The organism is Sphingomonas sp. CFBP 13603 (assembly GCF_014892665.1).
GTDB lineage: Bacteria > Pseudomonadota > Alphaproteobacteria > Sphingomonadales > Sphingomonadaceae > Sphingomonas.
In genome coordinates this window covers 57,005-83,304 of the sequence record NZ_JADBIA010000007.1, presented here as the reverse complement: position 1 = coordinate 83,304, position 26,300 = coordinate 57,005, and the positions used below count along the sequence as shown (strand labels likewise).

General features: G+C 66.5%; 28 protein-coding genes and 1 riboswitch. Of the genes, 18 read left to right on the top strand and 10 right to left on the bottom strand.

The features are described from left to right. Positions 1-113: 113 nt before the first annotated feature. The 7 genes from IFR23_RS12350 to IFR23_RS12320 all read right to left on the bottom strand — a co-directional run bounded on the left by IFR23_RS12350 (position 114) and on the right by IFR23_RS12320 (position 7,056). Positions 114-866, bottom strand: a complete 753-nt coding sequence (locus IFR23_RS12350) for a phosphoadenylyl-sulfate reductase (protein ID WP_192976179.1) — start codon at positions 864-866, stop codon at positions 114-116. After that, the gene (locus IFR23_RS12345) at positions 859-1,299 is read right to left on the bottom strand and encodes a DUF934 domain-containing protein (protein WP_056050673.1); all 441 of its coding nucleotides are present in this window, start codon (positions 1,297-1,299) and stop codon (positions 859-861) included. The genes IFR23_RS12350 and IFR23_RS12345 overlap by 8 nt, the downstream gene beginning before the upstream one ends. After that, positions 1,292-2,923, bottom strand: coding sequence for a nitrite/sulfite reductase (locus tag IFR23_RS12340; RefSeq protein ID WP_192976178.1), 1,632 nt, complete (start codon positions 2,921-2,923; stop codon positions 1,292-1,294). Before IFR23_RS12340 ends, IFR23_RS12345 begins: the two co-directional genes overlap by 8 nt. A 1-nt stretch (position 2,924) precedes the next feature. Then, a complete protein-coding gene (locus tag IFR23_RS12335) occupies positions 2,925-3,221 on the bottom strand; it encodes a DUF2849 domain-containing protein (protein ID WP_093399173.1) in 297 nt (98 codons plus the stop codon). Next, positions 3,218-4,009, bottom strand: a complete 792-nt coding sequence (gene cobA, locus IFR23_RS12330) for a uroporphyrinogen-III C-methyltransferase (RefSeq protein WP_192976177.1) — start codon at positions 4,007-4,009, stop codon at positions 3,218-3,220. The genes IFR23_RS12335 and cobA overlap by 4 nt, the downstream gene beginning before the upstream one ends. A gap of 236 nt (positions 4,010-4,245) precedes the next feature. Continuing rightward, positions 4,246-5,658 (bottom strand): succinylglutamate-semialdehyde dehydrogenase, encoded by a 1,413-nt coding sequence (gene astD, locus IFR23_RS12325; protein ID WP_192976176.1) that lies wholly within the window; start codon positions 5,656-5,658, stop codon positions 4,246-4,248. A gap of 36 nt (positions 5,659-5,694) precedes the next feature. Beyond that, positions 5,695-7,056: a protein adenylyltransferase SelO gene (locus IFR23_RS12320; RefSeq protein WP_192976175.1), complete on the bottom strand. Its 1,362-nt coding sequence runs from the start codon at positions 7,054-7,056 to the stop codon at positions 5,695-5,697. Positions 7,057-7,093: 37 nt separating this feature from the next. Here IFR23_RS12320 and IFR23_RS12315 point away from each other — a divergent pair, with 37 nt between their 5' ends. The 9 genes from IFR23_RS12315 to IFR23_RS12275 all read left to right on the top strand — a co-directional run bounded on the left by IFR23_RS12315 (position 7,094) and on the right by IFR23_RS12275 (position 16,871). Continuing rightward, positions 7,094-7,975 carry an alpha/beta fold hydrolase gene (locus IFR23_RS12315; RefSeq protein WP_192976174.1) on the top strand — a complete coding sequence of 294 codons (882 nt, stop codon included), beginning with the start codon at positions 7,094-7,096 and terminating at the stop codon, positions 7,973-7,975. A gap of 55 nt (positions 7,976-8,030) precedes the next feature. Further along, positions 8,031-8,789 carry an SDR family oxidoreductase gene (locus IFR23_RS12310; RefSeq protein ID WP_192976173.1) on the top strand — a complete coding sequence of 253 codons (759 nt, stop codon included), beginning with the start codon at positions 8,031-8,033 and terminating at the stop codon, positions 8,787-8,789. 120 nt (positions 8,790-8,909) lie between these two features. Next, entirely contained in the window at positions 8,910-10,025 is a 1,116-nt protein-coding gene (locus tag IFR23_RS12305; protein WP_192976172.1) for a glycoside hydrolase family 130 protein, read from the top strand. 47 nt (positions 10,026-10,072) lie between these two features. Then, positions 10,073-10,182: riboswitch (TPP riboswitch) on the top strand. 132 nt (positions 10,183-10,314) lie between these two features. Next, positions 10,315-12,537 (top strand): TonB-dependent receptor, encoded by a 2,223-nt coding sequence (locus tag IFR23_RS12300; RefSeq protein ID WP_342344951.1) that lies wholly within the window; start codon positions 10,315-10,317, stop codon positions 12,535-12,537. 1 nt (position 12,538) lies between these two features. Continuing rightward, the gene (locus IFR23_RS12295; protein ID WP_192976171.1) at positions 12,539-13,684 is read left to right on the top strand and encodes a phosphotransferase; all 1,146 of its coding nucleotides are present in this window, start codon (positions 12,539-12,541) and stop codon (positions 13,682-13,684) included. Next, positions 13,681-14,229, top strand: a complete 549-nt coding sequence (pnuC, locus tag IFR23_RS12290; RefSeq protein ID WP_107963593.1) for a nicotinamide riboside transporter PnuC — start codon at positions 13,681-13,683, stop codon at positions 14,227-14,229. Before IFR23_RS12295 ends, pnuC begins: the two co-directional genes overlap by 4 nt. A gap of 85 nt (positions 14,230-14,314) precedes the next feature. Continuing rightward, positions 14,315-15,313: a ribosome small subunit-dependent GTPase A gene (rsgA, locus tag IFR23_RS12285; RefSeq protein ID WP_192976170.1), complete on the top strand. Its 999-nt coding sequence runs from the start codon at positions 14,315-14,317 to the stop codon at positions 15,311-15,313. Positions 15,314-15,347: 34 nt separating this feature from the next. Then, positions 15,348-16,034, top strand: a complete 687-nt coding sequence (locus IFR23_RS12280) for a spermidine synthase (protein ID WP_192976169.1) — start codon at positions 15,348-15,350, stop codon at positions 16,032-16,034. A 69-nt stretch (positions 16,035-16,103) separates the two neighbouring features. Further along, complete coding sequence (locus tag IFR23_RS12275; RefSeq protein ID WP_192976168.1) at positions 16,104-16,871, top strand: ThuA domain-containing protein; 768 nt, start codon at positions 16,104-16,106, stop codon at positions 16,869-16,871. A gap of 31 nt (positions 16,872-16,902) precedes the next feature. Here IFR23_RS12275 and IFR23_RS12270 read toward each other — a convergent pair whose 3' ends face one another. Further along, on the bottom strand, positions 16,903-18,216 hold the full coding sequence (locus tag IFR23_RS12270; RefSeq protein ID WP_192976167.1) for a metal-dependent hydrolase family protein: 1,314 nt from the start codon (positions 18,214-18,216) through the stop codon (positions 16,903-16,905). A gap of 155 nt (positions 18,217-18,371) precedes the next feature. Between IFR23_RS12270 and IFR23_RS12265 the strand changes: the two genes are divergently transcribed. The 4 genes from IFR23_RS12265 (at position 18,372) to IFR23_RS12250 (ending at position 22,251) form a co-directional block, all read left to right on the top strand. Beyond that, positions 18,372-19,508 (top strand): glycosyltransferase, encoded by a 1,137-nt coding sequence (locus IFR23_RS12265; protein ID WP_192976166.1) that lies wholly within the window; start codon positions 18,372-18,374, stop codon positions 19,506-19,508. Positions 19,509-19,577: 69 nt separating this feature from the next. Then, positions 19,578-20,981, top strand: a complete 1,404-nt coding sequence (locus IFR23_RS12260) for an NAD(P)H-dependent flavin oxidoreductase (protein WP_107963591.1) — start codon at positions 19,578-19,580, stop codon at positions 20,979-20,981. Positions 20,982-21,199: 218 nt separating this feature from the next. Next, positions 21,200-21,838, top strand: a complete 639-nt coding sequence (locus tag IFR23_RS12255; RefSeq protein ID WP_192976165.1) for a LysE family translocator — start codon at positions 21,200-21,202, stop codon at positions 21,836-21,838. A gap of 167 nt (positions 21,839-22,005) precedes the next feature. Next, positions 22,006-22,251 carry a hypothetical protein gene (locus IFR23_RS12250; RefSeq protein ID WP_197978441.1) on the top strand — a complete coding sequence of 82 codons (246 nt, stop codon included), beginning with the start codon at positions 22,006-22,008 and terminating at the stop codon, positions 22,249-22,251. Between the two features lie 145 nt (positions 22,252-22,396). Here the strand turns inward: IFR23_RS12250 and IFR23_RS12245 are convergent, their stop codons facing one another. Together IFR23_RS12245 and IFR23_RS12240 are read right to left on the bottom strand one after the other, a co-directional pair. Further along, complete coding sequence (locus tag IFR23_RS12245; protein ID WP_093399163.1) at positions 22,397-22,588, bottom strand: hypothetical protein; 192 nt, start codon at positions 22,586-22,588, stop codon at positions 22,397-22,399. A gap of 90 nt (positions 22,589-22,678) precedes the next feature. Next, the gene (locus IFR23_RS12240; protein ID WP_192976164.1) at positions 22,679-23,677 is read right to left on the bottom strand and encodes a 2-hydroxyacid dehydrogenase; all 999 of its coding nucleotides are present in this window, start codon (positions 23,675-23,677) and stop codon (positions 22,679-22,681) included. A 115-nt stretch (positions 23,678-23,792) separates the two neighbouring features. Between IFR23_RS12240 and IFR23_RS12235 the strand changes: the two genes are divergently transcribed. From IFR23_RS12235 to IFR23_RS12215, 5 genes are all read left to right on the top strand, one after another. Next, a complete protein-coding gene (locus tag IFR23_RS12235) occupies positions 23,793-24,293 on the top strand; it encodes an SH3 domain-containing protein (RefSeq protein WP_192976163.1) in 501 nt (166 codons plus the stop codon). Positions 24,294-24,316: 23 nt separating this feature from the next. Then, positions 24,317-24,772, top strand: a complete 456-nt coding sequence (locus IFR23_RS12230) for a GNAT family N-acetyltransferase (protein ID WP_192976162.1) — start codon at positions 24,317-24,319, stop codon at positions 24,770-24,772. A 71-nt stretch (positions 24,773-24,843) separates the two neighbouring features. Then, positions 24,844-25,095 carry a hypothetical protein gene (locus IFR23_RS12225; RefSeq protein WP_192976161.1) on the top strand — a complete coding sequence of 84 codons (252 nt, stop codon included), beginning with the start codon at positions 24,844-24,846 and terminating at the stop codon, positions 25,093-25,095. Further along, complete coding sequence (locus IFR23_RS12220) at positions 25,088-25,843, top strand: prepilin peptidase (protein WP_192976160.1); 756 nt, start codon at positions 25,088-25,090, stop codon at positions 25,841-25,843. The genes IFR23_RS12225 and IFR23_RS12220 overlap by 8 nt, the downstream gene beginning before the upstream one ends. Beyond that, positions 25,840-26,286 carry a hypothetical protein gene (locus tag IFR23_RS12215; protein ID WP_192976159.1) on the top strand — a complete coding sequence of 149 codons (447 nt, stop codon included), beginning with the start codon at positions 25,840-25,842 and terminating at the stop codon, positions 26,284-26,286. The genes IFR23_RS12220 and IFR23_RS12215 overlap by 4 nt, the downstream gene beginning before the upstream one ends. The last annotated feature ends 14 nt before the right edge of the window (positions 26,287-26,300 follow it).

Here is a 26,300-nt window from a genome sequence, read left to right as displayed (position 1 = left end):
CGGTAGGAAGGGAGAGGGGAGTGTGGCTAGGGACTGTTCATCCCAACGCCCCTCTCCCTTCCGTCGCAAAGTGGCTCCTCCCTCCCTCTCCCCGGAGGGGCGAGGGAATTTGATCAAATCATCGGGTCGTAATCGGTGGGGGCGTGGATACCGCATTCGACCTTGTCGAAACTCCGCCACCGGCCTGCGCGGGGGTCTTCGCCCGGGGCTACCTTGGTCGTGCATGGCGCACAGCCGATCGAAAGATACCCCTGAGCTTCCAACGGATGCCGCGGCAATTCATGCTCCGCGAAATATGCATCGAGCTTGGCCTTGTCCCAGTCGGCAAGCGGGTTGATCTTCAACCGACCCTCATCCTCCTCGAACCGCGGCAAAGCAGTACGGGTGCCCGACTGGAACCCCTTCCGCCCCGAAATCCACGCATCGAACGGGGCAAGAGCCCGCCGCAACGGCTCGACTTTCCGCAAATCGCAGCACCCGTCGGGGTCATACGACCAGCGCAACCCCGTCTTGTCCTTGATCGCCAGCAACCGCGGATCCGGCCTGAACACGCGTAGATCGGTGAACCCCAGTCTCTCCGCCAACTCATCGCGGTACGCCAAGGTCTCGCCGAACATCTTCTGCGTATTGGTGAACACGACCGGCACGTCGACATCGACCTGCGCGACCATGTGCAGCAGCACCGCCGACTCCGCGCCGAACGAGGACACCGCCGCGATCCGCCCGCGCAACTCGCCGACCAGCAGCTCGAACAGCATCTCCTGCGCGGAGACGCCTTCGAACCGGTCCTGCATCGCCATCGCATCGGCGCGCGTGAACGCCGGCGTGACGTCGATCATGTCGAGTTGGCGCGCGGGCTCACCCATGGCGCAGCTTCCACACCGGCACCGCGCCGTCCGCGGCCTTCTGGTACGGCGTGTCGTAGCGCTCGAGGCTTGCGCGCAGCACGTCGATGTCGATCGGCGCCTGCGGTGCGAAGCTGTCGAACCCGCACCGCCGCATCAGCGGAATCTGGTCGACCAGCACGTCACCCTGCGCGCGCAGTTCGCCGGTATAGCCCGCCTCGCGCAGGATACGCGCGGACGAATAACCACGCCCGTCGCGGTAGCCGGGGAAGCTCACCTCGATCAGCGCAAGCTGGTCGATCTGCGGCAACAGCGCTCGTGCATCGTCGCCTGCCTCCAGGCGAACGGCCGCCGCGTTGCTCTGGCCGATGAACGAATCGAGCGTCACCGCGGGCTCGTCATGCGGCTCGTCGTCGCGGAAGCGGAGCAATGTCTGGTCCGGATACTCAACCATAGATCGCCTCCTTGAACGTCTCGAAGCCGACGCGGCGGTAGGTGTCGAGGAAGCGTTCGCCGGGATCGCGGACCTGCAGGTACCGGTCCGTCACGCGCTCGATCGCGTCGACCACGCCGTCTTCGGAAAAGCCCGGCCCGGTGATCTTCGCGAGGCTCACATCCTCTGCGCCCGAGCCGCCGAGCGAGAGCTGGTAATTTTCGGTGCCCTTCTTGTCGACGCCGAGGATGCCGATGTGGCCCGCGTGATGATGCCCGCACGCGTTGATGCACCCGCTGATCTTGAGCTTCAGTTCGCCCAGATCGCGCTGGCGATCGAGACTGCCGAAGCGCGTCGCGATCTTCTGCGCGAGCGGGATCGAGCGCGCGTTGGCGAGGCTGCAATAATCCAGACCGGGGCAGGCGATGATGTCGCTGATCAGATCGAGATTGGCTTCGGCCAGACCCGCCTCGTTCAGCGCCGACCACACCGCGTGCAGATCGGCGATGCGGACATGCGGCAGGACGATGTTCTGCGCATGCGTGACGCGCAGTTCGTCGAAGCTGTAGCGCGTGCCGAGATCGGCCATCACGTCGATCTGGTCCGCCGACGCGTCGCCGGGGATACCGCCGATCGGCTTGAGGCTGACGTTGACGATCGCATAGCCCGGCTGCTTGTGCGCCTTCACGTTCTGGTCGAGCCAGACCGCGAAGTCGGGATCGCTGCGGTCGATATGGGTCGAGGCTTTCGCGTCGAAATCGGGCGCGCCGAAGTGGCTGGTAATGCGCTCCAGCTCGGCCCGCGGAGGGTCGAGCCCAAGGCCCTTCACTGCCGCGAATTCCTCCTCGACCTGGCGGCGATATTCGTCGGGGCCGATCTCGTGGAGCAGGATCTTGATCCGCGCCTTGTAGATGTTGTCGCGCCGGCCGTAGCGATTGTAGACGCGCAGGCACGCCTCGAGATAGCTCATCAGGTCGTCGGCGGGCACGAAGTCGCGGATCTCGTGGCTGATCATCGGCGTGCGACCCATGCCGCCACCGACGTAGATCTTCGCGCCGAGTTCGCCGTCGCGGACGTGAAGACCGATGCCAATATCGTGGAGGCGCATCGCCGCGCGATCCTCGTCCGCCGCGATCACGCAGATCTTGAATTTGCGCGGCAGGAACGTGAATTCCGGGTGGAACGTCGACCATTGGCGGATCAGCTCGGCCCAGGGGCGCGGGTCGGCGACCTCGTCTGCGGCGGCGCCGGCGAACTGGTCGGAGCTGATGTTGCGGATGCAGTTGCCGCTGGTCTGGATGGCATGCATCTCGACCGTCGCGAGCTCCTGAAGGATGTCCGGGGTCTGGTCGAGCTGGATCCAGTTGAACTGGATGTTCTGCCGCGTGGTGAAGTGGCCGTAGCCGCGATCGTACTTCCGCGCGATGTGCCCAAGCATCCGCATCTGGCGCCCGTCGAGCGTCCCGTACGGCACCGCGACGCGCAGCATGTAGGCGTGCAGCTGGAGGTACAGCCCGTTCATCAGCCGGAGCGGCTTGAACTGGTCCTCGGTGAGCTCGCCCGAGAGGCGGCGGCGGACTTGGTCGCGAAATTCATCGACGCGCTGGTCGACGATCGCCTGGTCGTACTCGTCGTATTTATACATGTCAGATTACCCAGCTGCCGGCGTTGGGGTCGGCGGGTTTGAGAGTCAGGTCGGGCCGCATCGTCGGGCCCAAAGCGCGGATGCGGTCCTTTATGTGGGCGGGGCGGGGGCCGTCGTCGGTCTGCGTCGCCTCTATGAGATAGGGCACGTTGACGCGGCGTGCGCCTTCCTCCGCCTGGAGGATGGCTTCGCCCGCGACGCCGACGTCGGCCGCGTCCTCGATGTGGCGCGACCAGCCATTGCCGGTCCACCAGACGACGTCGCCGGTGGGAAGGTCGTTTCCGGTCAACAGCTTCATGCGGCGGCGTCCTCTGCTACGCGGGCCCAGCGGGCGAGTTTGTCTTCGGCGTCCGACAGTTCGACGACTTCGCCGACGACGATGATCGCGGGGCTCTTCACCGCTTCCCGCGCCACCATGGCGCCGAGATCGGCGAGTAGCGTCCGGATCGCACGGCTGCCCTGCAACGTGCCGCGCTCCAGCACGGCGACGGGCATATCGGGCGCAACGCCGTCGGCCATCAGCTTGTCTGCGATCTCGGTCGCCGTAGCGATGCCCATGTAGATCACGAGCGTGCGGCCCTGGCCGGCGAGCCCTGACCAGTCCTGCTCAGTCAAACCCTTGCACTGGCCCGCGACGAAGCTGACTGCGCTCGAATGATCGCGGTGCGTCAGCGGCAGCATCGCTTCGGCGGCACAACCGAGTGCAGCCGAGACGCCAGGAATCACTTCGACGGGGAGACCCGCAGCGCGAACCGCCTCGACCTCCTCGCCGCCGCGACCGAACACGAACGGGTCGCCACCCTTGAGCCGGATGACGATCGCGCCGGTCTTCACGTGCGCGATGATCAGCGCGTTGATCGCCTCCTGCGGCAGCGTGTGACGCGCGCGCTGCTTGGCGACCGAGATGCGCTGGGCGGAGGGTGGCGCGATATCGAGCACGCGTGGGTCGATCAGACCGTCATGCACGACGACGTCGGCGGTCTTCAGCGCTTCGACCGCGCGGACGGTAAGTAGGCCGGGATCGCCAGGGCCCGCCCCGACGAGGATGACGCGCCCGCGGGCGGTGGGGTCTAGGAGGCTTGCCATGCGACCGGAGATGGGCGGATGGGCGCTGCGCTGCAACCGAATGATGCTTTGGCGGGAGGTAGGATTGCTTTCGTGGCGGGGCATGTTGGTCGTCGAACCGACCGATCCTCCCCCGCTAGGGGGAGGTGGATGGCGCTTGCCAGACGGAGGGGAAGGGCGGCGATAACCTCTGCTCCGTGTCCTCCCCCTCCGTTGCTTCGCGCCACCTCCCCCTGGCGGGGGAGGATCGAAAGTAATCAGCCGTCGGCTAGGCCGATCCCGATCGACGCGCGGGCGCTTTCGGATTCGCTGCTGACGACTGGGTAAGCGCAGTAATCCGCCGCGTAATAGGCGCTGGGGCGGTGATTGCCCGACCAGCCGATGCCGCCGAACGGCGCGCCGCTCGAGGCACCATTGGTCGGCTTGTTCCAGTTGACGATGCCGGCGCGGATGTTCGCCCAGAACCGGTCGTACAGCGCGGGGGTCTGGCTGATCAACGAGGCGGACAGGCCGTAGCGCGTGTTGTTCGCCTCGGCGATCGCAGCGTCGAAATCATCGACGCGGACGACCTGGAGGATCGGCCCGAACAGCTCGATATCGGGCCGATCGGCGATGTCGGTGACGTCGATCAACGCGGGCTTGAGGAACGGGAGATCCGCGACGGGGCGTTCGAGATGGCGGATCGGGCGGCCGCCGCGCGTGAGTAGTTCGAGGAAGCTCTCGGTCAGTTGCTCGGCGGCTTCGTTGTCGATCACGGGGCCCATGAACGGGGCGGGGTTGGCGTGCGGTTCGCCAACGATGATCCGCCCGACCATCTTGTCGAGCGTGGCGATCAGCGGGTCGTAGAGCTTGCTATCGACGATCAGCCGACGCGCCGCGGTGCAGCGCTGCCCGGCGGTGGTGAATGCCGACTGGATAATCAGGATCGCCGCGGTGTGCAGGTCGGGCGTGTCCCACACGACGATCGGGTTGTTGCCGCCCATCTCGAGCGCGAGGATCTTCTCGGGCTTGTCGGCGAACGCGCGGTTGAGCGCCAGGCCGGTGCGCGCCGAGCCGGTGAACAGCAGTCCGTCGATATCGGGATGCGCGGCGAGCGCCTTGCCTTCGTTCGGGCCACCGATGACGAGACGGATGCATTCGGGCGGCACCCCGGCGGCGCGAAAGCACTCGACCAGGAACGCGCCGACGGCCGGGGTCTTTTCCGACGGCTTGAAGACGACCGCGTTGCCGGCGATCAGCGCCGGGACGATGTGGCCGTTGGGCAGATGCGCGGGGAAGTTATACGGCCCGAGCACCGCGAGCACGCCGTGCGGCTTGTGGCGGACGGCGATGCGCGAGCCCATCGTCGCTTCGAGGCGGCGTTGCGCGGTGCGATCGGCGTAGGCGCTGACCGAGATGTCGACCTTGGCGATGACCGTCTCGACCTCGCCGCGCGCTTCCCAGATCGGCTTGCCGGTTTCGCGCGCGATCAGATCGGTGAAGGCATCGTTGCGCTGCCGGACGATGTTGGCGAAGCGCCGCATCGTCTCGATCCGGAAGGCGAGCGGCTTCGACGCCCAGCTCGACCAGCCGGCGCGCGCGCAGGCGACCTCCGCGTCGACGTCGCCGACCGGATGGCGCCAGAGGACCGCGCCGGTGGCGGGTTCGTGGGAGATGATCTCGTCGGACATGGCGCTGCTCTTGCCTCAAATCAGGGATGATTCCAATTATTCGGCGAGCGCGTCTCCCATGTTGCGGATCGCGGCGACTTTCGCGGTCAACAGCGCCCAGTCGTCGTGCTCGGCGATCGGGGCCCAGATCGCCTCCACTTCGTCGATCAGCATGCTGCACGGTTCACCCGACCAATAGGCGTGCGACCGGTCCTTGCGGGGTTCGTACGACGCGAGCGCGGCGCGGACCTCGGTCCAGGGGTCGGTATAGGTTTCGGGCAAGTCGCCCCCGAACACGTCGAAAAAGAAGCGGTCGATGCCGACGCCCGAGGTGCGAAGTGCGCGTTCGGTGGCCTGGACGAGGTCGCGGTCGGTGTCGGGATCGCGCGGGCGGACGCCGAGGCGCCAGAGGATCGCCTGCGTGACTTCGGGTTGGTAGCGCGGGCCAAACTGGTCGAGCGCCGCGACCAGCGGGTCGCTCTCGGCGATCTGGCGAAGCGCGACGGCGAGTTGCATCATGTCCCAGTGGATCGCCTCGGGCTGGCGGCCGAACGCGTACAGTCCCTGGTGGTCGAAATAGGCGGCGGTGAAGGCGGGGTCCCAGGTCGGGGCGAACCGCCACGGGCCATAGTCGAAGCTCTCGCCGGTGACGTTGATGTTGTCCGAATTGAGCACGCCGTGGACGAAACCCGCCGCCATGTAGCGCGCGGCGAGGCGCGCGGTGCGGCCGACGACGAGGTCGAGCAGGCGGACCGGATCCTCGCTGTCCTCGTCGTAGAGGTTGCGCAGCGTGTAGCCGACGAGCTTGCGTAACGCCGCTTCGTCGCGGTTGTAGGCGAGGCGCTGGAAGCTGCCGATGCGGACATGGCTGTGGTTGAGGCGGACCAGCACCGCGGAGCGAGTCGGGCTGGGTTCGTCACCGCGCTGGAGTTCCTCCCCGGTCTCGATCAGCGACAGTGTCCGCGAAGTCGGCACGTTGAGCGCTTCCAGCATCTCGGTCGCGAGGATTTCGCGCATCCCGCCCTTGAGGGTGAGGCGACCATCGCCTGCACGGCTCCACGGGGTCTGGCCCGATCCCTTGGTTCCGAGGTCCATCAACCGACCTCGGCCATCCCGCATCTGCGCAAAGGTGAAACCGCGGCCGTCGCCGAGATCCGGGTTGTAGTTGCGGAACTGGTGGCCGTGATAGCGGAGCGCGAACGGCTGGGGGAGCGTGCCGGGGAGCGGCTCGAACCGGCCGAAATGGCGTGTCCATTCGTCGTCAGAGAGCGTGTCGACTCCGATCTGCGCGGCGGCGCGATCGTTGCGGAAGCGGGTTCGCGTCTCGGGGAAGTCCGCAGGCGCGACGGGATCGAAGAAGCCGTCGCCGAGGTCGAGGAGCTTTGCTTCGGGGCGATAGGCTTGCGGGGAGATAGGCATGCGGCGATATGGTGGCCGCTACCCGAAGGACGCAACCATGGCCGCTTACGAAAACCTCTATTGGTGGTCCAACGACGGGCTGAGACTCCACGCCAGGGACTATCCGGGCGGTGCGGAAGGCCAGCCGCCGATCATTTGCATGGCGGGGCTGACGCGTAATGCGCGCGATTTCGATGCGCTCGCGGCGAGGCTCGCGGGGCGCTGGCGCCTGATCGCGGTGGACTTTCGTGGGCGCGGCGAGAGCGCGTATGCGAAGGACCCGATGTCGTATGTGCCATTGACGTACGTGCAGGACGTCGAGGCATTGCTGACCGATCAGGGTATCGACCGGTATATCGCGTTTGGGACGTCGCTGGGTGGGATCGTCACGATGCTGATGGCGGGGCCTTCGCGCGGGCGGATGATGGCGGCGCTGCTCAACGACGTGGGGCCAGAGATCGACGCGCAGGGGCTGTCGCGAATCCGCGGCTATGTCGGCAAGGCGAGCGTCTTCCCGACCTGGATGCACGCTGCGCGCTGCGTTTCGGAAAACAATGCGGACGTCTATCCCGACTGGCAGATCGAGGACTGGCTGGCGATGGCCAAGCGGCTGTACCGGCTCAACAGTTCGGGGCGGATCGTGCTCGATTACGATCTGAAGATCGCCGAGCCATTCCGCGTGCCGGGAAACGAGGCGGGGCCGGACATGTGGCAGGCGCTCGGCTCCCTGCGCGATGTGCCGACGCTGATCGTGCGCGGGGGGCGATCGGACCTGCTGTCGGCGGCGACGGCGGAGCGGATGGCGGCATCGCTCGATCAGGCGGAACTGGTGACGGTGCCGGGTGTCGGCCACGCGCCGACATTGAGCGAGACGATGCTGCAGGACCCGATCGACCGGTTGCTGGTGCGTGCGCTTGAGGGGGCGGCGATCCGCGCTTAGAGACGGCGGGAACCGTGCGTCAGGCGCGGACTTCACTGATCTGCCGGGAAATTTGATGACCGAACGCGCCGACCTGCATACCGATGCCCGTCCTCTTAAAGGTCGCCGCGCGATCATCACCGGGGGCACGACCGGGATCGGCCGTGCGATCGCAGTGATGCTCGCGGCGAACGGCGCCAAGGTCTATGTCTGCGGGCGCGACGAACGGTATTTGGCCGATGCGCTGACGCACATCCGCGAAGTCGGCGAGGGCGACGGGATGGTCACCGAACTCGCCGATCCCGACAAGGTCCGCGCGTTCTTCGATGCCGGGGAAGCGTATCTTGGTGGCTTCGACATCACCGTCATCAACGCGGCGGTCGCGGCGGGCGGCCTTACGCAGATGAGCGAGGACGCGCTGCGCTACGCGATCGCGGTGGACTTCACCGCCTATCTGCTCAGTGCGCATCACGCCGCGCACCGGATGACGCCGATCGGTGACATGGTCATCATCGGCTCGCTGAGCGCGCACATCCTCGGGCCGAGCTCGACCGTGTATGCCGGTATCAAGTCGGGGATCGCGGGCTTCTCGGAAGCGCTTCGGCGCGAACTGGGACCCAAGGGTATCCGCGTGTCGCTGGTCGAGCCGGGCAAGGTCGGGTCCGACATGCAATACCCAGACGTACCCGACGACAAGCAGCGCCAGATGATCGAGGCCGAACAGATGTTGCGCGGCGAAGATATCGCGGCGGGGGTCGAGTTCCTCCTCACCCAGCCGACGCGGACCGTGATCCAGCAGATCGTCATCGTCCCGCGGGCGCTCGAGGGGGAGTAATCTCCCTTTCTAGTTCTCCCGCGAAAGCGGGAGCTCAGGGTACCATAGGACAGCGTTCGTGGCCCTGGACCCCCGCTTTCAACGGGGGGCACAGATGGAATACGTACCAAGGAGAATAGCATGTTCGACCAGCTCGTCTTCACCCCTGCCGACATCGACCTGTCGCGCTCGCCGCTGGCGGGGAAGGTCGGCGCCGAAACTTATGTGCTCGGCGCGTTCAATCCGGGGATGACGCGGCTGGCGAACGGCAATCTGATGCTGATGGTGCGGGTCGCCGAAGCGCTGAAAAAGCCGATCAGGGATGGCAACGTCCATGCGATCCGCTGGGAAGATGGCGCGTACGTGCTCGACGCTTGGCCGCTGGCGATGGTCGATACGAAGGATCCGCGGAAGTTCCTGATCCCTGGGGGCGGGTGGAAGGTGATGGCGTTGACGTCGTTGTCTTGGTTGCTGCCGGTCGAACTGGATGCCGAGGGGCGATCGGTCGTGGCAGTGCATTACGACAGGGCGATCGCGCCGCGGACGTCGTACCAATGCTACGGTGTGGAGGATGCGCGGATCTCGAAGGTTGGGGATCGGTATCTGATGACCACGTGTTCGGTCAGCCCGGAGCGGCATTCGACGACCTTGTATTCGTCCGCCGACGCGCTCGACTGGCAGCTCGAAGGGATCGTGCTCGATCACCAGAACAAGGACATGTTGATCTTCGAAGGACTGATCGCCGGGCAGTATTGGGCGCAGACGCGGCCGCTCGGCGATCTGTATTTCGCCTACCCACCGGGCAGCGAATGGCGCAGCGGACCATCGATCAACCTGTCGCGCTCGCCCGATGCGCTCCATTGGAAGCCGCACGACAAGCCCGGCATCCGCCCGCATTCCGCCACCGTTTCGACCGCGCGAATGGGCGGCGGCGCGCCCCCGATCCTGACCGATCGCGGCTGGCTGACGCTGTGGCACGGTGTCGAGCCATCTGGCGTAGTCGGCATCTACCGGACGTACTGGTCGATCCTCGACAAGGATGACCCGTCGATTACCGTCGCGACCGAGCACACCGCATTGCTGGAACCGAACCCCGCGCTCACCGAGCCGCTGAAGGACAGCATGTACCTCGACAACGTGGTCTTCACGACGGGCATCGCCGACGCCGGCGACTTCTACGTCGTTGCCAGCGGCGAGGCGGACCTCGCGTGCCGGATCACGCATATCCCAAAGGCCGTGTTCGCCGCCGCCCCGTGAACCGCACGCGATAGCGCTTTCCACGCACCCCCGGACCGCCTAAGCGACGCGTATCCCCGGGGGGCCGCTCATGCGCGGCTGAGAGGTGGGCAGCAGCCCATGACCCGCTGAACCTGATCCGGCTTATACCGGCGTAGGGAGGGTCTGCGGCTGGCCCGTCGTCCCTCCGATTGGAGTGGACGTGACGTTTTTCAGTGCTGGTTTGAGTGTGATTTCCGCTGGGCGCGAGCGCAGACTTCTGGGGCGGGTCGCACTGTCCCTGTCTGCGACCCTCGCCGCATCGTCGGCCGTGGCGCAAGCGTCCGATCCGGTCGAACCCGCGGAGATCCGGGTGGTCGGTAAGCAGGACCCAGCCGGTCTGCTGCTCGACCAGAAGGTGCCGCGCGCGCAAAGTGCGATCTCCGCCGACTTCATCGTCAAGCAGGCGCCGACGCTCAACGCGTTCCAGCTGGTGACGCTACTGCCGGGCGCGAACGTCGCATCAAGCGACCCGTACGGCCTGTCGACGAGTTCCAGTCTGACGTTGCGCGGTCTCGGCCAGGACGAGATCGGCGTGCTGATGGAAGGCGCGCCGCAGAACGACATCGGCTATTATTACGCCTATCCGTCGCAGTTCGCCGACCCGGAGAACCTCAAGCGTATCACGCTGGCGCAGGGCTCGGTCGATATCGATTCACCGACGCTCGGCGGCGCGGGCGGGCTTTTGTCGCTGTCGCTGGACGATCCGAAGGCGCGTCTCGGCGCGCTCGTCGACCTGTCGCTCGGCAGCTACGCGGCGCGGCGTGGGTTCTTCCGCGTCGATAGCGGGACGATCGGCAATACCGGGCTGAAGGCGTTCCTGTCCTATTCGAACACCCGCGCGGACAACTGGCGGGGTGCCGGTTTCGACACCCGCCAGCATATCGACGCGAAGATTCTCAACGAATGGGGCGCCGGCAACCGCGCCAGCCTAGCGCTGTCGTACAATGATGCGAACTCGTCGAGCTATCCGAGCCCGACGCTCGCCGAGTGGAAAGCGCAGGGTCGCGGGTTCAACTACGACAAGCGCTACACGGCAGGGAACACCAACTACTGGCGGCTGTACCGCGCGCCGTTCCGCAACCTCTACGCCTCCGCGCCGGTGCATCTCGTGCTGACCGATCGGCTGGCGCTCGACAGCACCACCTATCTCCAGTTCGGCTACGGCAACTCGCCTTACGGCACGCAGTTGACCACCGAAGGCAATTTCCTCGGCACCGAGGAACTGGCACAGCCGATCGCGCTGCCCGGCGCAGTCGATGGCGTCGCGACGGTACTCGGCAATTATACCGGCGACCAGATGCGGACCGGCAACGTCAGCAAGCTGACCTTCAAGACCGCCGCACACACGCTCACCGCCGGACTCTGGTTCGACTACGGCACCGACCGCGTCACGCAGTCGTACACCTCGATCGACGCCGCTGGGCAGCCGTTCGACCGCTGGGGCTATCGTTCAAAGGCCATCCGCACCGCCGACGGCCGCCTGCTCGCCTACGAGAACCAGCGCACCGTCACCGTGACGAAGGGCTTCTTCCTCGCTGACAGCATCGCACTGAAGCCGCGGCTGACAATCGACGCGGGGTTCAAGGGCGTCAACGTCCTCCGCAATGGCCGCAATTACCTTCCCGGACCGCAGGAAAAGGTGCGCAACGACAGCTTCGCCGCGTTGCCGCGCGCCGCGATCCACTACCGGATCGACGATCGCCAGCAGCTGTTCGCCAACATCACCACCAACTTCCGCACGCCGAACGAGTTCACGCTCTACAACAGCTATGCGGGTGGCGCGGTCGTCGTGCAGGGGACCAACGCGCTCAAAAACGAATATTCGGTCTCGCAGGAAGTGGGCTATCGCTTCATCGGCGAGCAGTTCTCCGCGTCGGTGACCGGCTTCCACTACAAGTTCCGCAACCGCCAACTCGCGACCGTGCTCGACCAGGGCGGCGCGCAGGTCAACGCGACGCTCAACGCGGGTGGCCAGACCTCGTACGGCATCGATGCGGAGATCGACTATCGCCCGATCGCCGGGGTCAGCCTGTATCTTTCCGGCGAATATCTGCGCGCCCGGATCGACGACGACCTCCCGGTCGGCGCGGACTTCCTGCCGACCAGGGGCAAGCACGCGGTGTCCAGCCCGACCGTCCAGTTCGGCGCCGGCGGGATCTACGACGACGGGCGTTTCTTCGGCAGCGTCGCGTCGAAATATATCGGCCGGCAATATGCGAGCTTCATGAACGACGAACGCATCAAGGGCTATGCGACTCTCGATCTGTCAGTCGGCATGCACCTCGCCGATTGGCTCGACGGCAAGCGCACCGACCTGCGCGTCAACGCGATCAACGTCACCGATCCGCACGTCCTCGCCGGTGTGCAATCAGTCAGCACCAATGCGCAGGACACGATCGGCCGTAACGGCACGGTCATCGCCGGCGCACCGCCCGCCTATTACATCGGCAGCGGCGCGGCGGTCATGGCGACGATCTCGCGGGCGTTCTGAGGTGGCGTCGCAGCCCGCGCATCTCGTCCACGGCATGGGCACCGCGATGGAGGCGCCGACCTGGCCCGCGATAACCGCGGACGAGGCCGAGGCGCTACTCGCCCGCTTCCCGGCGGCAGGACGGATGACCGGTCTGCACTGGCATTCCCCGCGACCATTCTCCGCCGCGACGCTGGTCCACGCGACGCAGGGCGCGTTCTTGCTGAAACGTCATCACGCGAGTGTCCGCTCGATCGAGGGCCTGGCCGAGGAGCACGCATTCATCGCGCATCTCGCCGGTGCGGGCGTTTCCGTGGCCGAAGTGATGGCGACCGCTGATGGCGGGAGTGGCGTTGCGCGCGGTGAGTGGTCCTATGAACTCTTTCGCGAGGCGCCCGGCGCGGACCTGTACCGTGACAGCCTGTCGTGGACGCCGTTCTTCTCGCACGCCCACGCGCATGCCGCGGGTGTCGCCCTCGCGACGCTGCACGAGGCCGCACGCGATTTCACGGCTCCGGCGCGTCGACCGCAGCCGCTCGTGGCGAGCTTTACGATCCTGCCCGCAGCCGATCCGATCGCGGCGGCCGAAGCCTATGTCGCCGCCCGTCCGGCGCTCGCTGCGTTCCTAGCGGCTCAGCCGTGGCGGCGGGATCTTGCGAGACTGTTCGGAACGTTGGGCGACGGGCTTCCCTCGCTGCTGGCGGCGCAGGTGCCGCTCTGGACTCACAACGACTGGCATCCGTCGAACCTGCTCTGGGCGGGCAACGGGAGCGTGCGGACGGTGTTCGACTTCGGTCTCGCCGACCGTACTTGCGCCGTCCACGATATCGCCACCGCGATCGAGCGGACCGCGGTACAGTGGTTGAAGCTGGCGCAGGGGAACGACGCGGCGATCGCAGACCCGGAGGCCGCGATCGCGATCCTTTCGGGCTATGCGACGATCCGGCCTTTGAGCCGCGCCGACATCGCGACGATCGTGCGCCTGTTGCCGCTGGTCCATCTCGAATTCGCGCTGTCGGAGATCGACTACTTCGCCGGCATCGTCGGCGACCCGGATTCCGCAACGCTGGCATGGGACGACTATCTGGTCGGTCATGCCGACTGGTTCCTGTCGGCAGCCGGTCAGGATTTCCTGAAGCGAATCGGCGGCGAGGGTCCGGTCCGATGACGGGGTTCGAAATCATCGCCGTCGTCGTCAGCTTCGCGGGCATCTGGCTGACCGCGACGCGGCGCATGCTGTGCTGGCCGGTCAATTTCGTCGCCTGCGCGCTGTATTTCAAGCTCTTCCTCGACGTTCGCCTGTATGCGGACATGGTCCTGCAGGCGCTGTTCGGGATCGCGATCGTCTATGGCTGGATCGCGTGGGCGCGTGGCAAGGCGGATACCGGCGACATCGTCGTGAGGCCGTTGCATCGCGCACAAGCCTCCGCCGGGCTGGCGGCCGGTGCGGTCGGGGCGCTCGCGATCGGTTGGTTCATGAGCCGTTACACGAACGCGGCGCTGCCGTGGATGGACGCGGGGTTGAGCAGTTTCAGTTTGGTCGCGCAATATTGGACGGCGCGGCGCCACGCTGCGAGCTGGCTGCTCTGGATCGTGGTCGACGTGCTCTATGTCGGGATGTTCATCGTCAAGGGCCTCATGCTGACGGCAGGCCTCTATGCGGTGATGATCGCGCTGGCGGTCATGGGATATCGGCGTTGGCGAGCCGCGTAGCGACGGTTTGGCGTCGACCTGGTCGCTTGCGTATCGGCGCGGATGATGTCAGCCGAACCGGCATGATAGTGGACGCCGCAACCCGATGACAGCTCCGACCGAGACACTGCTCGATCTTGGCTGGAACGATCATTTCAGTGTCCAGGTTTCGGACGACGAAACGGCGCAATGCCACCCCGTTCGCGTGATGTCCGTCCACCGCGGCCAGATCGCGGTCGCCGGCGAAGGGGGCCAGCGTTTCGTCTCGCCGTACATAGCCGGTGCCTTGCCGACGGACGATCATCCGACCGTCGGCGACTGGCTGCTGATCGACAATCGGACGCTGGAGCCGGTGCGCGTCCTCCACCGGATGAACCTGTTCAAGCGGCGATCGCCGGCCGATCCGCGCAAGGACCAGATGATCGCCGCCAATGTCGACACGGTGTTCCTCGTCGCGTCGTGCAACCAGGATTTCAGCGTCGCGCGGATCGAGCGGTACCTCGTTCTCGCGCGCGAGGTCGGCGTGAACCCGGTCGTCGTCCTGACCAAGATCGACCTGACCGACAGCCCTGACACGTTCGTGGCGGCGGTGCACGGCATCGAGGCGGGATTGCAAGTCGAGGCGATCGACGGTCGCGATCCGGCCAGCATCGCACACCTCGCGGCTTGGTGCGGCAAGGGCAAGACGGTGGCGTTCCTCGGCTCGTCCGGCGTCGGAAAGTCGACGCTCGTCAACACGTTGCGCGGGTCGGAGAGCATCCTCACCCAGGCGATCCGCAAGGGTGATTCGACGGGACGGCATACGACCACCGTGCGCGAGATGCACCGGCTGGAGGAGGGCGGCTGGCTGCTCGACCTGCCCGGCATGCGCGAACTGCAACTATCGGACGCGTCGACCGGGATCGCCGAGGTGTTCGACGATTTCGAACTGGCGGCGCAGGCGTGCAAGTTTTCGGATTGTTCGCACACCGTAGAGCCGGGCTGTGCGGTCCAGGCGGGGATCAAGGCGGGCACGCTTGCGCCGGACCGGTTCGCGCGCTGGCGCAAGCTCGCGACCGAAGAGAAGGCCAATGCCGCGCGGACTGCCGGGCGGCGGCCGCATTGATGCAGCCCTCGGTAGCCAGGGACGCGAGCGCAGCATGACACCACGGGAATTGCTGGCCACCGCGATCGTGCCGGGCGGCGGTGAGGAACTGCACCTGTACAGCCGCGGCGGCGACTTCATGATCCTGCTCGATCGTGCCGAGCTGATGAGCACGCGGATGACGGGCTCGGAAGAGGCGCTCGCGGTCATGACCTGCGAACGGCTGGGAAGGCGCCCGCGCCAGCAGGGACCGCATCTGCTGATCGGTGGGTACGGCATGGGCTTCACGCTGCGCGCGGCACTGGCGGCGCTCGACCAGAACGCACGGATAACGGTGGTCGAACTGGTACCGGAGATCATCGACTGGGCGCGCGGGCCGATGGCGACGCTGATGGCGGGCTGTCTCGACGATCCGCGGGTGACATTGGTGCAGGGCGATGTCGGCGCCGTCATCGCAGGGGCGTCGTCGGCGTACGACGCGATCCTGCTAGACGTCGACAACGGCCCCGACGGGCTGACGCGGACCGACAACAACCGGCTCTATTCGGTACGCGGACTGGCTGCGGCGAAGCGGGCGCTCGCCCCCGGCGGCGTCCTGGCGATCTGGTCCGCGGCACCCGACCCGGTCTTCGTCCGTCGTCTGGCCTCGTCCGGCTTCCGCACCGAGGAGGTCGTCGTCCGTGCACGCAGCAACGGCAAGGGGCCGCGACACGTCATCTGGTTCGCCACGCCGGCGGATTGACACGCGCTGCGGTATCATCGGCGGGGCTTCGATCGCTATAAGGCGCTTTGGCGACGCGAAAGGGACATGATGACCGCGGCTTTTCGAGCGCTTCTCGCGATCGTCCTTTTGATGATCCCGTCGGTCGGCTTCGCCGAGGATCGGTTCAAGGTCCTGGTGATCGCGACCCCCAGCAAATACCACTATGAATATATTCCGGTTGCGCGCGACAGTATCGAGCACCTCGCAAAGCTGCATGCGTTCCACGTCGAGTGGGCCAGCGACCCTGCGGTGTTCGACGGCGACCTCAGCCACTACGCGGCGGTGATGTTCCTCAATACCCCGGCGGAACAGCTGAGCGAGACGCAGCGTCGGCATTTCGAGGCGTATATGCGGGATGGCGGCAACGCGATCGTCGTGCACCGCGCCGCGATCATCCCGAAGACCGACTGGCCGTGGTACGAGAAACTGGTGGGTCGCAGTTTCGTCAATCATCCGATGCTGCAGACCGGCGTCGTCACCGTGGTCGACAAGGGCTTTCCGGCGACGTTCGGCGTGCCCGATCGCTGGATCTGGAGCGACGAGTTCTACGTCACCAGCAATCCGTTCGCGGTGCCCATCGATACGGTGCTGACGGTGGACGAGACGAGCTATGATCCGACCAGGATCTGGCCGGGTCAGGTGGCGAAGCCGATGGGGAAGGACCACCCCGAAGCCTGGTATCATCGGTATGAGAAGGGACGGGTGTTCGTCACGCTGCTCGGCCACGATGCGGAGGCGTACCGCGACGAGCGCTATCTCCAGCATTTGCTGGGCGGACTCTACTGGGCCGCGACGGGCCGGGGTCAGCGTCACTGAACCCCGGGCGCCGCGCGGTCGATCCCGGCCGTCAGACGCCGCCGGACGACGTCTTGGCGATCTTGCCGCGGTGCATGACGAAATCGACGTGTTCGAGCCGCGTGACGTCCTGCAGCGGAGAGCCCGTCACCGCGATGATGTCCGCCGTCTTGCCGGGCGCCAGCGTACCGATGTCGTCGCGACCGAGCAGGTCGGCGGCGCCGACGGTGGCGGCGGCGATCGCCTGCGTCGGGGTGAGGCCGTTCTTCACCATCAGCGCGAACTCGGTCGCGTTGTCGCCGTGCTTCGACACGCCGGTATCGGTTCCGAACGCGACCTTCACGCCGGCGGCATAGGCGCGACGGTGGCTGTCGGCCATCGCGGCCGCGGCGGCTTCGGCCTTGACGATCGTCGCGGGGGGCAGCGCGCCGCCCCGCGCCTGCGCGAGCGCCGCGACGGGCGCGATCTCGGTCGGCACCAGATAGGCGCCCCTGGTCTTGAACAGCTTGATCGTGTCCGCGTCGAGGAACGTCCCGTGCTCGATCGAATCGACACCGGCCTCCAGCGCCGCACGCGTGCCTTCGGTCGCATGGCTATGCGCGGCGACCTTGCGACCGAGCGTATGCGCCGTGTCGATGATCGCGCGCATCTCCTCGGGCGTCATCGCGCGGCCGAGCCCGCCGCTGACGTTCGAGAGCACGCCGCCGGTCGCCGCGAACTTGATGACGCGGGCGCCGAGCGCGACCTGCGCGCGCACCGCGCGGCGGCAGTCGTCGGGACCGTCGCACAGGTTCACTTCCTTGGCATGCACCATGTCGGCGAATTCCTCGGCCAGCCCGTTGCCGCCGTCGCCATGCCCGCCGGTCACCGAGATCATCTCGCCCGCGTTGGTGATGCTGGGTCCCTCGACCGTCCCCGCATCGATCGCATCGCGGAGCGCACGACTGCCGCGCGGATCGCCGCCGAGATCGCGGACCGACGTGAAACCGGCGTTCAGCGTCGTGCGCGCGTTGGCGACGGCGGTCATCTCGTCGTCGAACCGGTCGCGGTTCAGCGCCTCCAGACGGGCGCGCATCGGATCGCCGCCGATACCCCAGAGATGCACGTGCATGTCGACCAGCCCCGGCAGGACGAAGGCGTTGCGGAGATCGACCAGAGTCGCGCCTTGCTCAGGCGCCACGAAGCCGTCGCGCAACTCCGCCACCTTGCCGTCGCGAACGATGATCGTCGTGTTGCCGCGCGGCGCCTGACCGGGGCGATCGAGCAGCGTGCCGGCTTGGATATAAGTCGTGGTCGACGGCTTGGTCTGCGCCAATGCCGATACCGAGACGGTCGCCGCCAGCCCGACCAGAAATGCCTTGATCATCATTCTCTCCCCTTTGCCTACCATGCTCGTCCAACCAGGGGGCGCCTGCAAGTGGTCATTGCGGGAACGGCGAACGCGGATGGCGGAGCGGGCAAGTCCTGTCGGGTATCGAAGGTCCCTTGAAAGCGCGCGCCGAAATCGGCATCGCGTTTGCCATGTCTGCTCCCGTGAACATCCTGCATCTCCACTCGTCGTTCGATCTTGGCGGCAAGGAGGCGCGGGCGGTTCGGTTGATGAATGCGTTCGGCGACCGCGCGAAGCATACCATCGTGTCGGGTATGCCCGATGCCCTGGGAGCGCGGGATTCGATTGCGAAGGGAATCCGCTACGAGATCGCGCAGAATCCACCGCCGCTGACGGGTAAGCCTTCGGTCAAGCGCTACGAGGCGATCGCGCAGTATATGCGGCGGTTCGACCTGGTGCTGAGCTACAACTGGGGTGCGATCGACGGGGCGATGGCGCGCCGCGCGTTCGCGAAGGGGGCGCCGCCGCTCGTGCACCACGAAGACGGGTTCAACGCGGACGAGGCGGGCGGGCTCAAGATCGAGCGCAACATCTATCGGCGGCTCGCGCTGGGCGCGGCGCATGCGCTCGCGGTGCCCTCCGAGGTGCTCGAAGGCATCGCGCTGAAGACCTGGAAGCAGCCGCGCGAGCGCGTCCACCGGATCGTCAACGGGATCGGCACGGCCTATTACGCGCAGAAGCCCGAACCCAAGGCGATCCCAGGGTTCACGCGCAACGCCAAGGAAGTCGTGATCGGCGCGCTGGCGGGCTTGCGCGAGGTGAAGGACCTCACCGCGCTAGTCCGTGCTGTCGGTGGCGTCTCGGGCCGGGTGCGGCTGGTGATCATCGGCGAGGGCCCGGAGCGCGCGAACATCCTGCAAGCCGCCGCCGCGATGGGGATGGCGGACAAGCTGGTGCTGCCCGGATTTCTCGATCGCCCGTATCGCTATATCGGCCATTTCGACATGCTCGCCGTGTCGTCGCGCAGCGAGCAGTTCCCGATCGCGGTGGTCGAGGCGATGGCCGCGGGCCTGCCGATCGCAAGCTATCCGGTCGGCGACATCACGCGGATGGTCGCGCCCGAGAATCTGCCGTTCGTGACCGAGATCGCAAACGAGGTTCGGTTGCGTGATGCGTTGCAGGCGCTGGTCGGCGATCCCGCCTTGCGCGCCTCGGTCGGTGCCGCAAACCAGGCCAAGGCGCGCGCGGAATTCGACGAAGCGGTTATGATCGCTCGCTATCGCGCGCTGTACGAAGATGCCCTGAAGCGTCCGGGTGCGCTAACCTAGGTCGTAATATTGCTCGCACGCTGCGTCCTTGCGATATAGGGGGCCGTATTTTCCGGGAGAGGTGACGTCGTGTTCAAGGGCCTGAAGCCTATCGTCTATAACGGTCGGGAAGTCTGGCCTCTGGTTGAGGGCGGCAAGGGCGTTGCCGCGACCAATCACGCGTCGGCCGGCGCCTGGGCTGCCGCCGGGGGTATCGGCACCGTGTCGGCGGTCAACGCCGACAGCTACGATCCCGACGGCAAGATCATCCCGCAGGTCTATGAAGCCCTGACGCGGCGCGCCCGTCACGAGGAACTGGTCGAATACGCCATCGAAGGCGCGGTCCAGCAGGTCGAGCGTGCCTACGAGATCGCCGACGGCAAGGGCGCGATCAACATCAACGTGCTGTGGGAAATGGGCGGCGCGCAGCGGATCCTGCACGGTGTGCTCGAACGCACGCGCGGCAAGGTCGCTGGCGTCACCTGCGGCGCGGGCATGCCGTACAAGCTGTCCGAGATCACCGCGTCCTACGGGGTCAGCTACCTGCCGATCGTCAGCTCCGGTCGAGCCTTCCGCGCGCTGTGGAAGCGCGCCTATTCTAAGGCGGCCGAGTGGCTTGCCGCGGTGGTGTACGAGGATCCGTGGCTCGCGGGCGGGCATAACGGCCTGTCGAACGCCGAGGACCCGTTGAAGCCGCAGGACCCGTATCCGCGCGTGAAGGAACTGCGCGACGTGATGCGCGAAGGTGGCATCAGCGACGACGTGCCGATCGTGATGGCCGGTGGCGTCTGGTATCTGCGCGACTGGAACGACTGGATCGACAATCCCGAGCTCGGCACGATCGCGTTCCAGTTCGGCACGCGGCCGCTTCTCACGCGCGAAAGCCCGATCCCGCAGGGGTGGAAGGACGCGCTGACGCAGATCGAGGAAGGCGACGTGCTGCTGCACAAGTTCTCGCCGACGGGGTTCTACTCGTCGGCGGTGCGCAACCCGTTCCTGCGCTCGCTCGAAGCACGCTCGGAGCGCCAGATCGCGTTTTCGACGCAGGAGGCGGGCGACCACATCTTCCAGCTCGACGTGGGCGTGAAGGGCAAGAACTTCTGGGTCACGCGCAACGACCTGCTGCGTGCGCGGCAGTGGTTCGGCGAGGGCTATACCGATGCGCTCAAGACGCCGGACAATACGCTGGTGTTCGTCAGCCCGACCGAGAAGGGCATGATCCGCAAGGACCAGGCCGACTGCATGGGCTGCCTGTCGCAATGCTCGTTCTCGAGCTGGGCGGATACCGAGACCAACTCGACCGGACGTCTCGCCGACCCGCGCAGCTTCTGCATCCAGAAGACGTTGCAGGACATCGCGCATGGCGGCGACATCGACCAGAACCTGATGTTCGCAGGCCATGCGGCGTATAACTTCAAGAAGGATCCGTTCTATTCGAACGGCTTCGTGCCGAGCGTCGGGCAGTTGGTCGACCGGATTTTGACGGGGGATTGAGGCGGTAGATATTGGTGACTGAGCCGAACGCGTCTCAAGCAAACATTTGCCCCGTTTTCCTAAGCAGCCCCGTCACCCCAGCGAAAGCTGGGGTATCGTTCTGAGGTTTTAGTCGCCCGCCAAACGGGGAGACCCCAGCTTCCGCTGGGGTGACGGGGTTGGGGGCAGACGGCTCGCTGGAACCGCCCGAACCGCCCCGTGAACAACAGGAGCCGTAAATGACGCTACACGCCTGGTGGTTGTTCGTGGTTGCGGTGTTCCTCCTATGCGGGACGCCAGGACCCAACATGTTGCACGTCATGACGCGCAGCATCGCCTTCGGCGCGCGGCGTAGCGTCGCGGCGATGGCGGGGTGCCTTACCGCGCTGGTGCTCGTGCTGGCGGCGTCCGCGGCGGGCGTGTCCGCGTTGCTCGCGGCGTGGCCGCGGGTGTTCGACGCGCTGCGTTATGCCGGCGTCGCGTACCTCATATTCCTCGGGATCAAGGCGTGGCGCGGGGCGGGGGCTCCGATCGACGTCGGCGACGATACGACGCCGGTGGCGCTCCCCCCGACCGTGTCGGCGTGGCGCCTGTTCCGCGGCGGGTTCGTGATCGGGATCAGCAATCCCAAGCTGCTGCTGTTCGCCGCAGCATTCCTGCCGCAGTTCGTCGATCGCGCCTCACCGCAGGCACCGCAGTTCGCGATACTCGTGGCGACCTTCGCGGTGGTCGAAAGCTTCTGGTACGGCGTGTACGCTGCCGGTGGGCGGACGCTCGCGCGCTATCTGACGCGCCCCGCGTTGCGGCGTGCGTTCGACCGCGTGACGGGGGCAATCTTCGTCGGGTTCGGGCTCGCTTTGCTGCGGGTGCGAGCATAGCGAAAGCATGCCGCGCCATTGCCGTTCGGGGCGATAGCGCGCATAGCAGATGCATCGCGGCGCTTCGTACGGGCATGCTGCGACTGAGAGATGCTTTGCGCTCCCGCTCCGAGCCGGGAATGCCGCATGACGATCACTTCAGCCATCGCATCTACAGGGATCGCATCGTGACGATTGGCACCGACACGGTCGTGCCGATCTCGCGCGCGGTCAACGTCAGCGTCGAACAGCCACAGGTCGTCGCGATGTGCAAGAAGCACGACGCGACCATCAGCGCGATCGAGACGCTGCCATCGGGCGGCACGCGCGTCGTGCTGATGAACAGCGCGGATGCGGCGAAGATCATCAAGGCGTTCGGGTCGAAGGTCCTGACCGGAACGGTAGCGCGAACCCACTGGATGCGCGCGGTTTAAGGGCGTTTGGTTTAGTCCTCCCTTCGGCAGGGGAGGTGGCTCTTGCCAGATGGAGGGGGGAGGAAAGGGCAACCTTTGTTCCGTATCCTCCCCCTCCGTCACCTTCGGTGCCACCTCCCCCTAGCGGGGGAGGATCGTTCATCGATCAGTCGGCGACCGTGCCGACGACGGCGCCACCTGCGCCGCCCACGGCCGCACCCTTCTCGACGCTACCGCCGGTCGCGGCGGCAACGCCTGCGCCACCGGCGGCACCGATGCCCGCGCCCTTTAGCGTCGAGCATGCGCTCATCGACACGGCGGATGCGACCAGCAGGGCGGAAACGGCAAACTTCTTCATCTTGGATACTCCTGTCTCTCCGGGGGTATCCAACAAATGCTGCATCGCGGCATCGGTTCCGAAATATTGATGCAGATCGTATCGGCGGGCTCAGACCCAGCCGTCGAGCACCTGATCCGGCGGGCGATGGCCATCCGCCCACATCCGGATATTCTGGATGACGCGCTCGCCCGATGCCATCCGCCCTTCGAGCGTCGCGGAGCCCATGTGCGGCAGCATCACGACGTTGGGCAGCGCGAGCAGCCGCGGATCGATCGCCGGCTCGTGCGCCCAGACGTCGAGACCTGCACCCGCTAGCTTGCCTGCTTCCAGCGCATCGACCAGCGCACCCTCGTCGACGATCCCGCCACGCGCGGCGTTGATGAGGTACACATGCGGCTGCATCAGGCCGATCCGGCGAGCGTCGATCAGGTCGCGGCTGTCGGCGTTCAAGGGCGTGTGGATCGTGATGATGTCGACCGCCCCGAGCATGTCGTCGAGCGATGCATGGAAGGTGGCGGCCAGCTGCGCCTCGCGGACCGCGGGCAGGCGGGTGCGGTTATGATAATGGATCGTCAGCCCGAACGCGCGCGCCCTCAGCGCGACCGCTTGGCCGATCCGCCCCATCCCGACGATGCCGAGCGCCTTGCCGCCGATCCGGTGACCGAGCATTCCGCCCGGGCTCCAGCCCTTCCACTGGCCCGACCGCACCAGCTTCTCGCCCTCGGCCAGCCGGCGCGGCACCGACAGGATCAGCGCCATCGTCATGTCGGCGGTATCCTCGGTGAGAACGCCCGGCGTGTTGGTAACGATGATCCCGCGCGCGCGCGCCGCCTTCAGGTCGATGTGGTTCACGCCGGCGCCGTAATTGGCGATCAGCTTCAGCCGGTCGCCCGCGCCCGCGATCAGCGCCGCGTCGATGTCGTCGGTCACGGTCGGCACGAAGACGTCGCAATCGGCCATCGCCGCGGCGAGCTGGTCGCGGTCGAGCTTCACATCGGTGCGGTTGTTGTGCGTGTCGAACAGCGCCTCCATCCGATCCATTAGCGTATCGGCCAGCTCGCGGGTGACGACGACCTTCGGGTTCGGACAGCGGCGTGTGTCGGTCATGCGGATGGCTTGGCGAAGGCGCTCGTGCCCGTCAACGTCCCGTCACCGTCGGGGCCGCAACTTCGGTTGAGGAAAGCGGTTCGTCGCGATAGGAGTTCGGTTCGCCAGTTAGGACATGACCATGCGCATTCTCGCCGCCGCGCTTTCCGCTCTTGTTGTCACCGCGCTGATGCCCGACCCGGCGACCGCGGCCGACGCGACGAAGCGCACGCTGCCCTATTACGCGTCGATCTCGGCATCGCGCGCGCGGATGCGGACCGGCCCTGCGCGGACCTATCCGGCGAGCTGGCTGTATCAGCGCCAGGATCTCCCGATCAAGGTGGTCGCGATCTACAAGGAATGGCGCAAGATCGCCGATCCGGACGGCACCGAAGGCTGGATGCAGGCGAACCTGCTGAGCGGCACGCGCACCGCGATCGTGCACGGCGCTGACCCCGTCGAACTTCGCGAGAAGCCCAATGCCGGCAGCCGCTTGCTGTGGTGGGCCGCTCCAGGCGTGGTCGGGCGGTTGAGCCAGTGCGGCAGTGGCTGGTGCCGCATGGACGTGAAGGGGCAGGCGGGGTTCGTGCAGATCGGCGCGCTGTGGGGCGTGGAAGCCGGCGAGACGCTGCCCTGAACTTGAAGACGGAGGTGGAGACTATGCGGATCGTTCGAGATACGCTGGATAATCCCGATGTCGTCGCATTGATCGCGCTGCATCTCCGGGAGGCCTATGCGAACTCGCCGCCGGACAGCGTCTTCGCGCTCGACATGAGCGGTTTGCGCGACCCGGCGGTTATCCTGTGGTCGTGCTGGGACGACGATGTCCTCGCCGGGATCGGCGCGCTGAAGCAGCTTGATCCAGGCCACGGCGAACTGAAGTCGATGCGGACGTCCCCCCATCGGCTTCGTCGCGGTGTCGGTCGCACGATGCTCGATCATCTGATCGCCGAGGCACGCGCGCGGGGCTATGGTCGCGTTAGTCTGGAAACCGGCAGCACCTCGGCTTATGCGCCGGCGCGGTCGCTCTATGAACGAGCAGGGTTCGTCGCCTGCGAGCCATTCGGCACGTATGAGGACACGGCGTTCTCGCGCTATTACACGCTGAAGTTCTAGCCGCTGTCGCCATACGCGGCGTGTTGACCTCGCTCAGTATCGGGCGGCGCGGAACCGCGTACACCGGTCCGATGGAAACACTCATCACGACGCTCAAATGGTCCGCCGCAGCATCCGGCGTCATCGCCGCGTTCATGGTGTCGCTCGATTTCGGGCGGCGCGTGACGGGGTGGGGGTTCGTGCTGTTCGTCGGCTCGTCGATCGCGTGGCTGAGCGGTGCGGTCTTGACCGGGGACTGGGCGCTGGGCACGCAGAACATCGTGTTGTTCGGGATCAACCTCCTCGGCGTGTATCGCTATCTGGTGCGGAAAACGGGTGTCTGAGGCTGCGTTCTGGGCGGTGTTGCTGGGCGTGCTCGGGGCGATCGTCGGCAGCTTCGTCGCGGCGCTGGTGACGCGCTGGCCCGACGGGCGATCGGTGATGCAGGGGCGATCGGCGTGCGATGGCTGCGGGCGGACACTCCGCGCGGTCGAGTTGGTACCGCTGCTGAGTGCGCTCGTCCTGCGCGGCCGGTGTAAAGGGTGCGGCGTTGCGATCAGTCCGGTGCATTGGCGGATCGAGTTGGCGGGGCTTGCGATCGGCTTGGCTGCGGGGCTCGTTGCGCCGGGACCGGTCGGCATAGCTGGCGCGGTGTTCGGATGGCTGTTGCTGGCGTTGGCGAGCCTCGACCTCGTCGCATTCTGGCTGCCTGATCGACTGACGATCCTGCTGGCTGCGACCGGGCTCGTCGGCGTCGCGCTCGATATCGACCCGCCGCTGCCCGATCGATTGATCGGCGGACTCGCCGGGTTCGGAACGCTGTGGCTGGTCGCGTTCGGCTACAGGCATTTGCGTGGCCGCGACGGGATGGGGGGCGGCGATCCGAAGCTGTTCGGCGCGATCGGGTTGTGGCTCGGGTGGCAGATGTTGCCCGCCGTGCTGCTCATCGCGAGCATGATCGGGCTTGGCGTCGTCCTCGCCGCGCACCTCAAGGGACGCAGCATGGCGGCGGACACCGCGCTTCCGTTCGGCGCGTTGCTGGCGATCGCGGCTTATCCCGCGTGGCTGTTCATGATAGGGCTGACGCCATGATATCGCTCGCTCTTATGCTCGCGCTGCAAGCCGCGGCGCCGTCGGCCGCGGCCAATCCGGGGGCGAATCCGGGTCCGGGTCCCCTCGGTGCGATCGGCACGCAGAAGCTCCCCGCCAAGGGGTGCGCCGCGTATCTCTGGAGCATGGATACCGGCCGGCAGCTCGTCGCGATGGCCACCGCCGACCCCGCGCAAATCCGTCTCGCGATCGACGGCAAGACCAATGACTACGCGATGACGACGCAGTCGCCCACGATAGGTTTCGGCTTTGGCGGCGTGACACAGTACCGCGGCGGCGACGTGACCGCGACGCTCGACATGGCCGTCGCGGTCCGCGCCGACATCTCGGCCGGCGCTACCGTGACGTCCGCGACGCTACGGATCGACCGCCCCGGGCGCGATACGATCGTCATGCCGGTCGGTGGCCTAATCGGCTGTGTCTGAGGTTAATTTTTGTG

What these genes read in the sequence shown, in the direction of transcription:
- IFR23_RS12265 (WP_192976166.1), top strand. Translation starts at nt 18,372, where the DNA reads ATGTCTGCTCCCGTGAACATCCTGCATCTCCACTCGTCGTTCGATCTT.
- IFR23_RS12335 (WP_093399173.1), bottom strand. Translation starts at nt 3,221, where the DNA reads ATGAAGCTGTTGACCGGAAACGACCTTCCCACCGGCGACGTCGTCTGG.
- IFR23_RS12315 (WP_192976174.1), top strand. Translation starts at nt 7,094, where the DNA reads ATGGCCGCTTACGAAAACCTCTATTGGTGGTCCAACGACGGGCTGAGA.
- IFR23_RS12240 (WP_192976164.1), bottom strand. Translation starts at nt 23,677, where the DNA reads ATGACCGACACACGCCGCTGTCCGAACCCGAAGGTCGTCGTCACCCGC.
- IFR23_RS12320 (WP_192976175.1), bottom strand. Translation starts at nt 7,056, where the DNA reads ATGCCTATCTCCCCGCAAGCCTATCGCCCCGAAGCAAAGCTCCTCGAC.
- IFR23_RS12245 (WP_093399163.1), bottom strand. Translation starts at nt 22,588, where the DNA reads ATGAAGAAGTTTGCCGTTTCCGCCCTGCTGGTCGCATCCGCCGTGTCG.
- IFR23_RS12275 (WP_192976168.1), top strand. Translation starts at nt 16,104, where the DNA reads ATGACCGCGGCTTTTCGAGCGCTTCTCGCGATCGTCCTTTTGATGATC.
- IFR23_RS12310 (WP_192976173.1), top strand. Translation starts at nt 8,031, where the DNA reads ATGACCGAACGCGCCGACCTGCATACCGATGCCCGTCCTCTTAAAGGT.
- IFR23_RS12225 (WP_192976161.1), top strand. Translation starts at nt 24,844, where the DNA reads ATGGAAACACTCATCACGACGCTCAAATGGTCCGCCGCAGCATCCGGC.
- astD (WP_192976176.1), bottom strand. Translation starts at nt 5,658, where the DNA reads ATGTCCGACGAGATCATCTCCCACGAACCCGCCACCGGCGCGGTCCTC.
- IFR23_RS12350 (WP_192976179.1), bottom strand. Translation starts at nt 866, where the DNA reads ATGGGTGAGCCCGCGCGCCAACTCGACATGATCGACGTCACGCCGGCG.
- cobA (WP_192976177.1), bottom strand. Translation starts at nt 4,009, where the DNA reads ATGGCAAGCCTCCTAGACCCCACCGCCCGCGGGCGCGTCATCCTCGTC.
- IFR23_RS12215 (WP_192976159.1), top strand. Translation starts at nt 25,840, where the DNA reads ATGATATCGCTCGCTCTTATGCTCGCGCTGCAAGCCGCGGCGCCGTCG.
- IFR23_RS12235 (WP_192976163.1), top strand. Translation starts at nt 23,793, where the DNA reads ATGACCATGCGCATTCTCGCCGCCGCGCTTTCCGCTCTTGTTGTCACC.
- IFR23_RS12270 (WP_192976167.1), bottom strand. Translation starts at nt 18,216, where the DNA reads ATGATCAAGGCATTTCTGGTCGGGCTGGCGGCGACCGTCTCGGTATCG.
- IFR23_RS12305 (WP_192976172.1), top strand. Translation starts at nt 8,910, where the DNA reads ATGTTCGACCAGCTCGTCTTCACCCCTGCCGACATCGACCTGTCGCGC.
- IFR23_RS12345 (WP_056050673.1), bottom strand. Translation starts at nt 1,299, where the DNA reads ATGGTTGAGTATCCGGACCAGACATTGCTCCGCTTCCGCGACGACGAG.
- IFR23_RS12280 (WP_192976169.1), top strand. Translation starts at nt 15,348, where the DNA reads ATGACACCACGGGAATTGCTGGCCACCGCGATCGTGCCGGGCGGCGGT.
- IFR23_RS12255 (WP_192976165.1), top strand. Translation starts at nt 21,200, where the DNA reads ATGACGCTACACGCCTGGTGGTTGTTCGTGGTTGCGGTGTTCCTCCTA.
- IFR23_RS12340 (WP_192976178.1), bottom strand. Translation starts at nt 2,923, where the DNA reads ATGTATAAATACGACGAGTACGACCAGGCGATCGTCGACCAGCGCGTC.
- IFR23_RS12230 (WP_192976162.1), top strand. Translation starts at nt 24,317, where the DNA reads ATGCGGATCGTTCGAGATACGCTGGATAATCCCGATGTCGTCGCATTG.
- rsgA (WP_192976170.1), top strand. Translation starts at nt 14,315, where the DNA reads ATGACAGCTCCGACCGAGACACTGCTCGATCTTGGCTGGAACGATCAT.
- pnuC (WP_107963593.1), top strand. Translation starts at nt 13,681, where the DNA reads ATGACGGGGTTCGAAATCATCGCCGTCGTCGTCAGCTTCGCGGGCATC.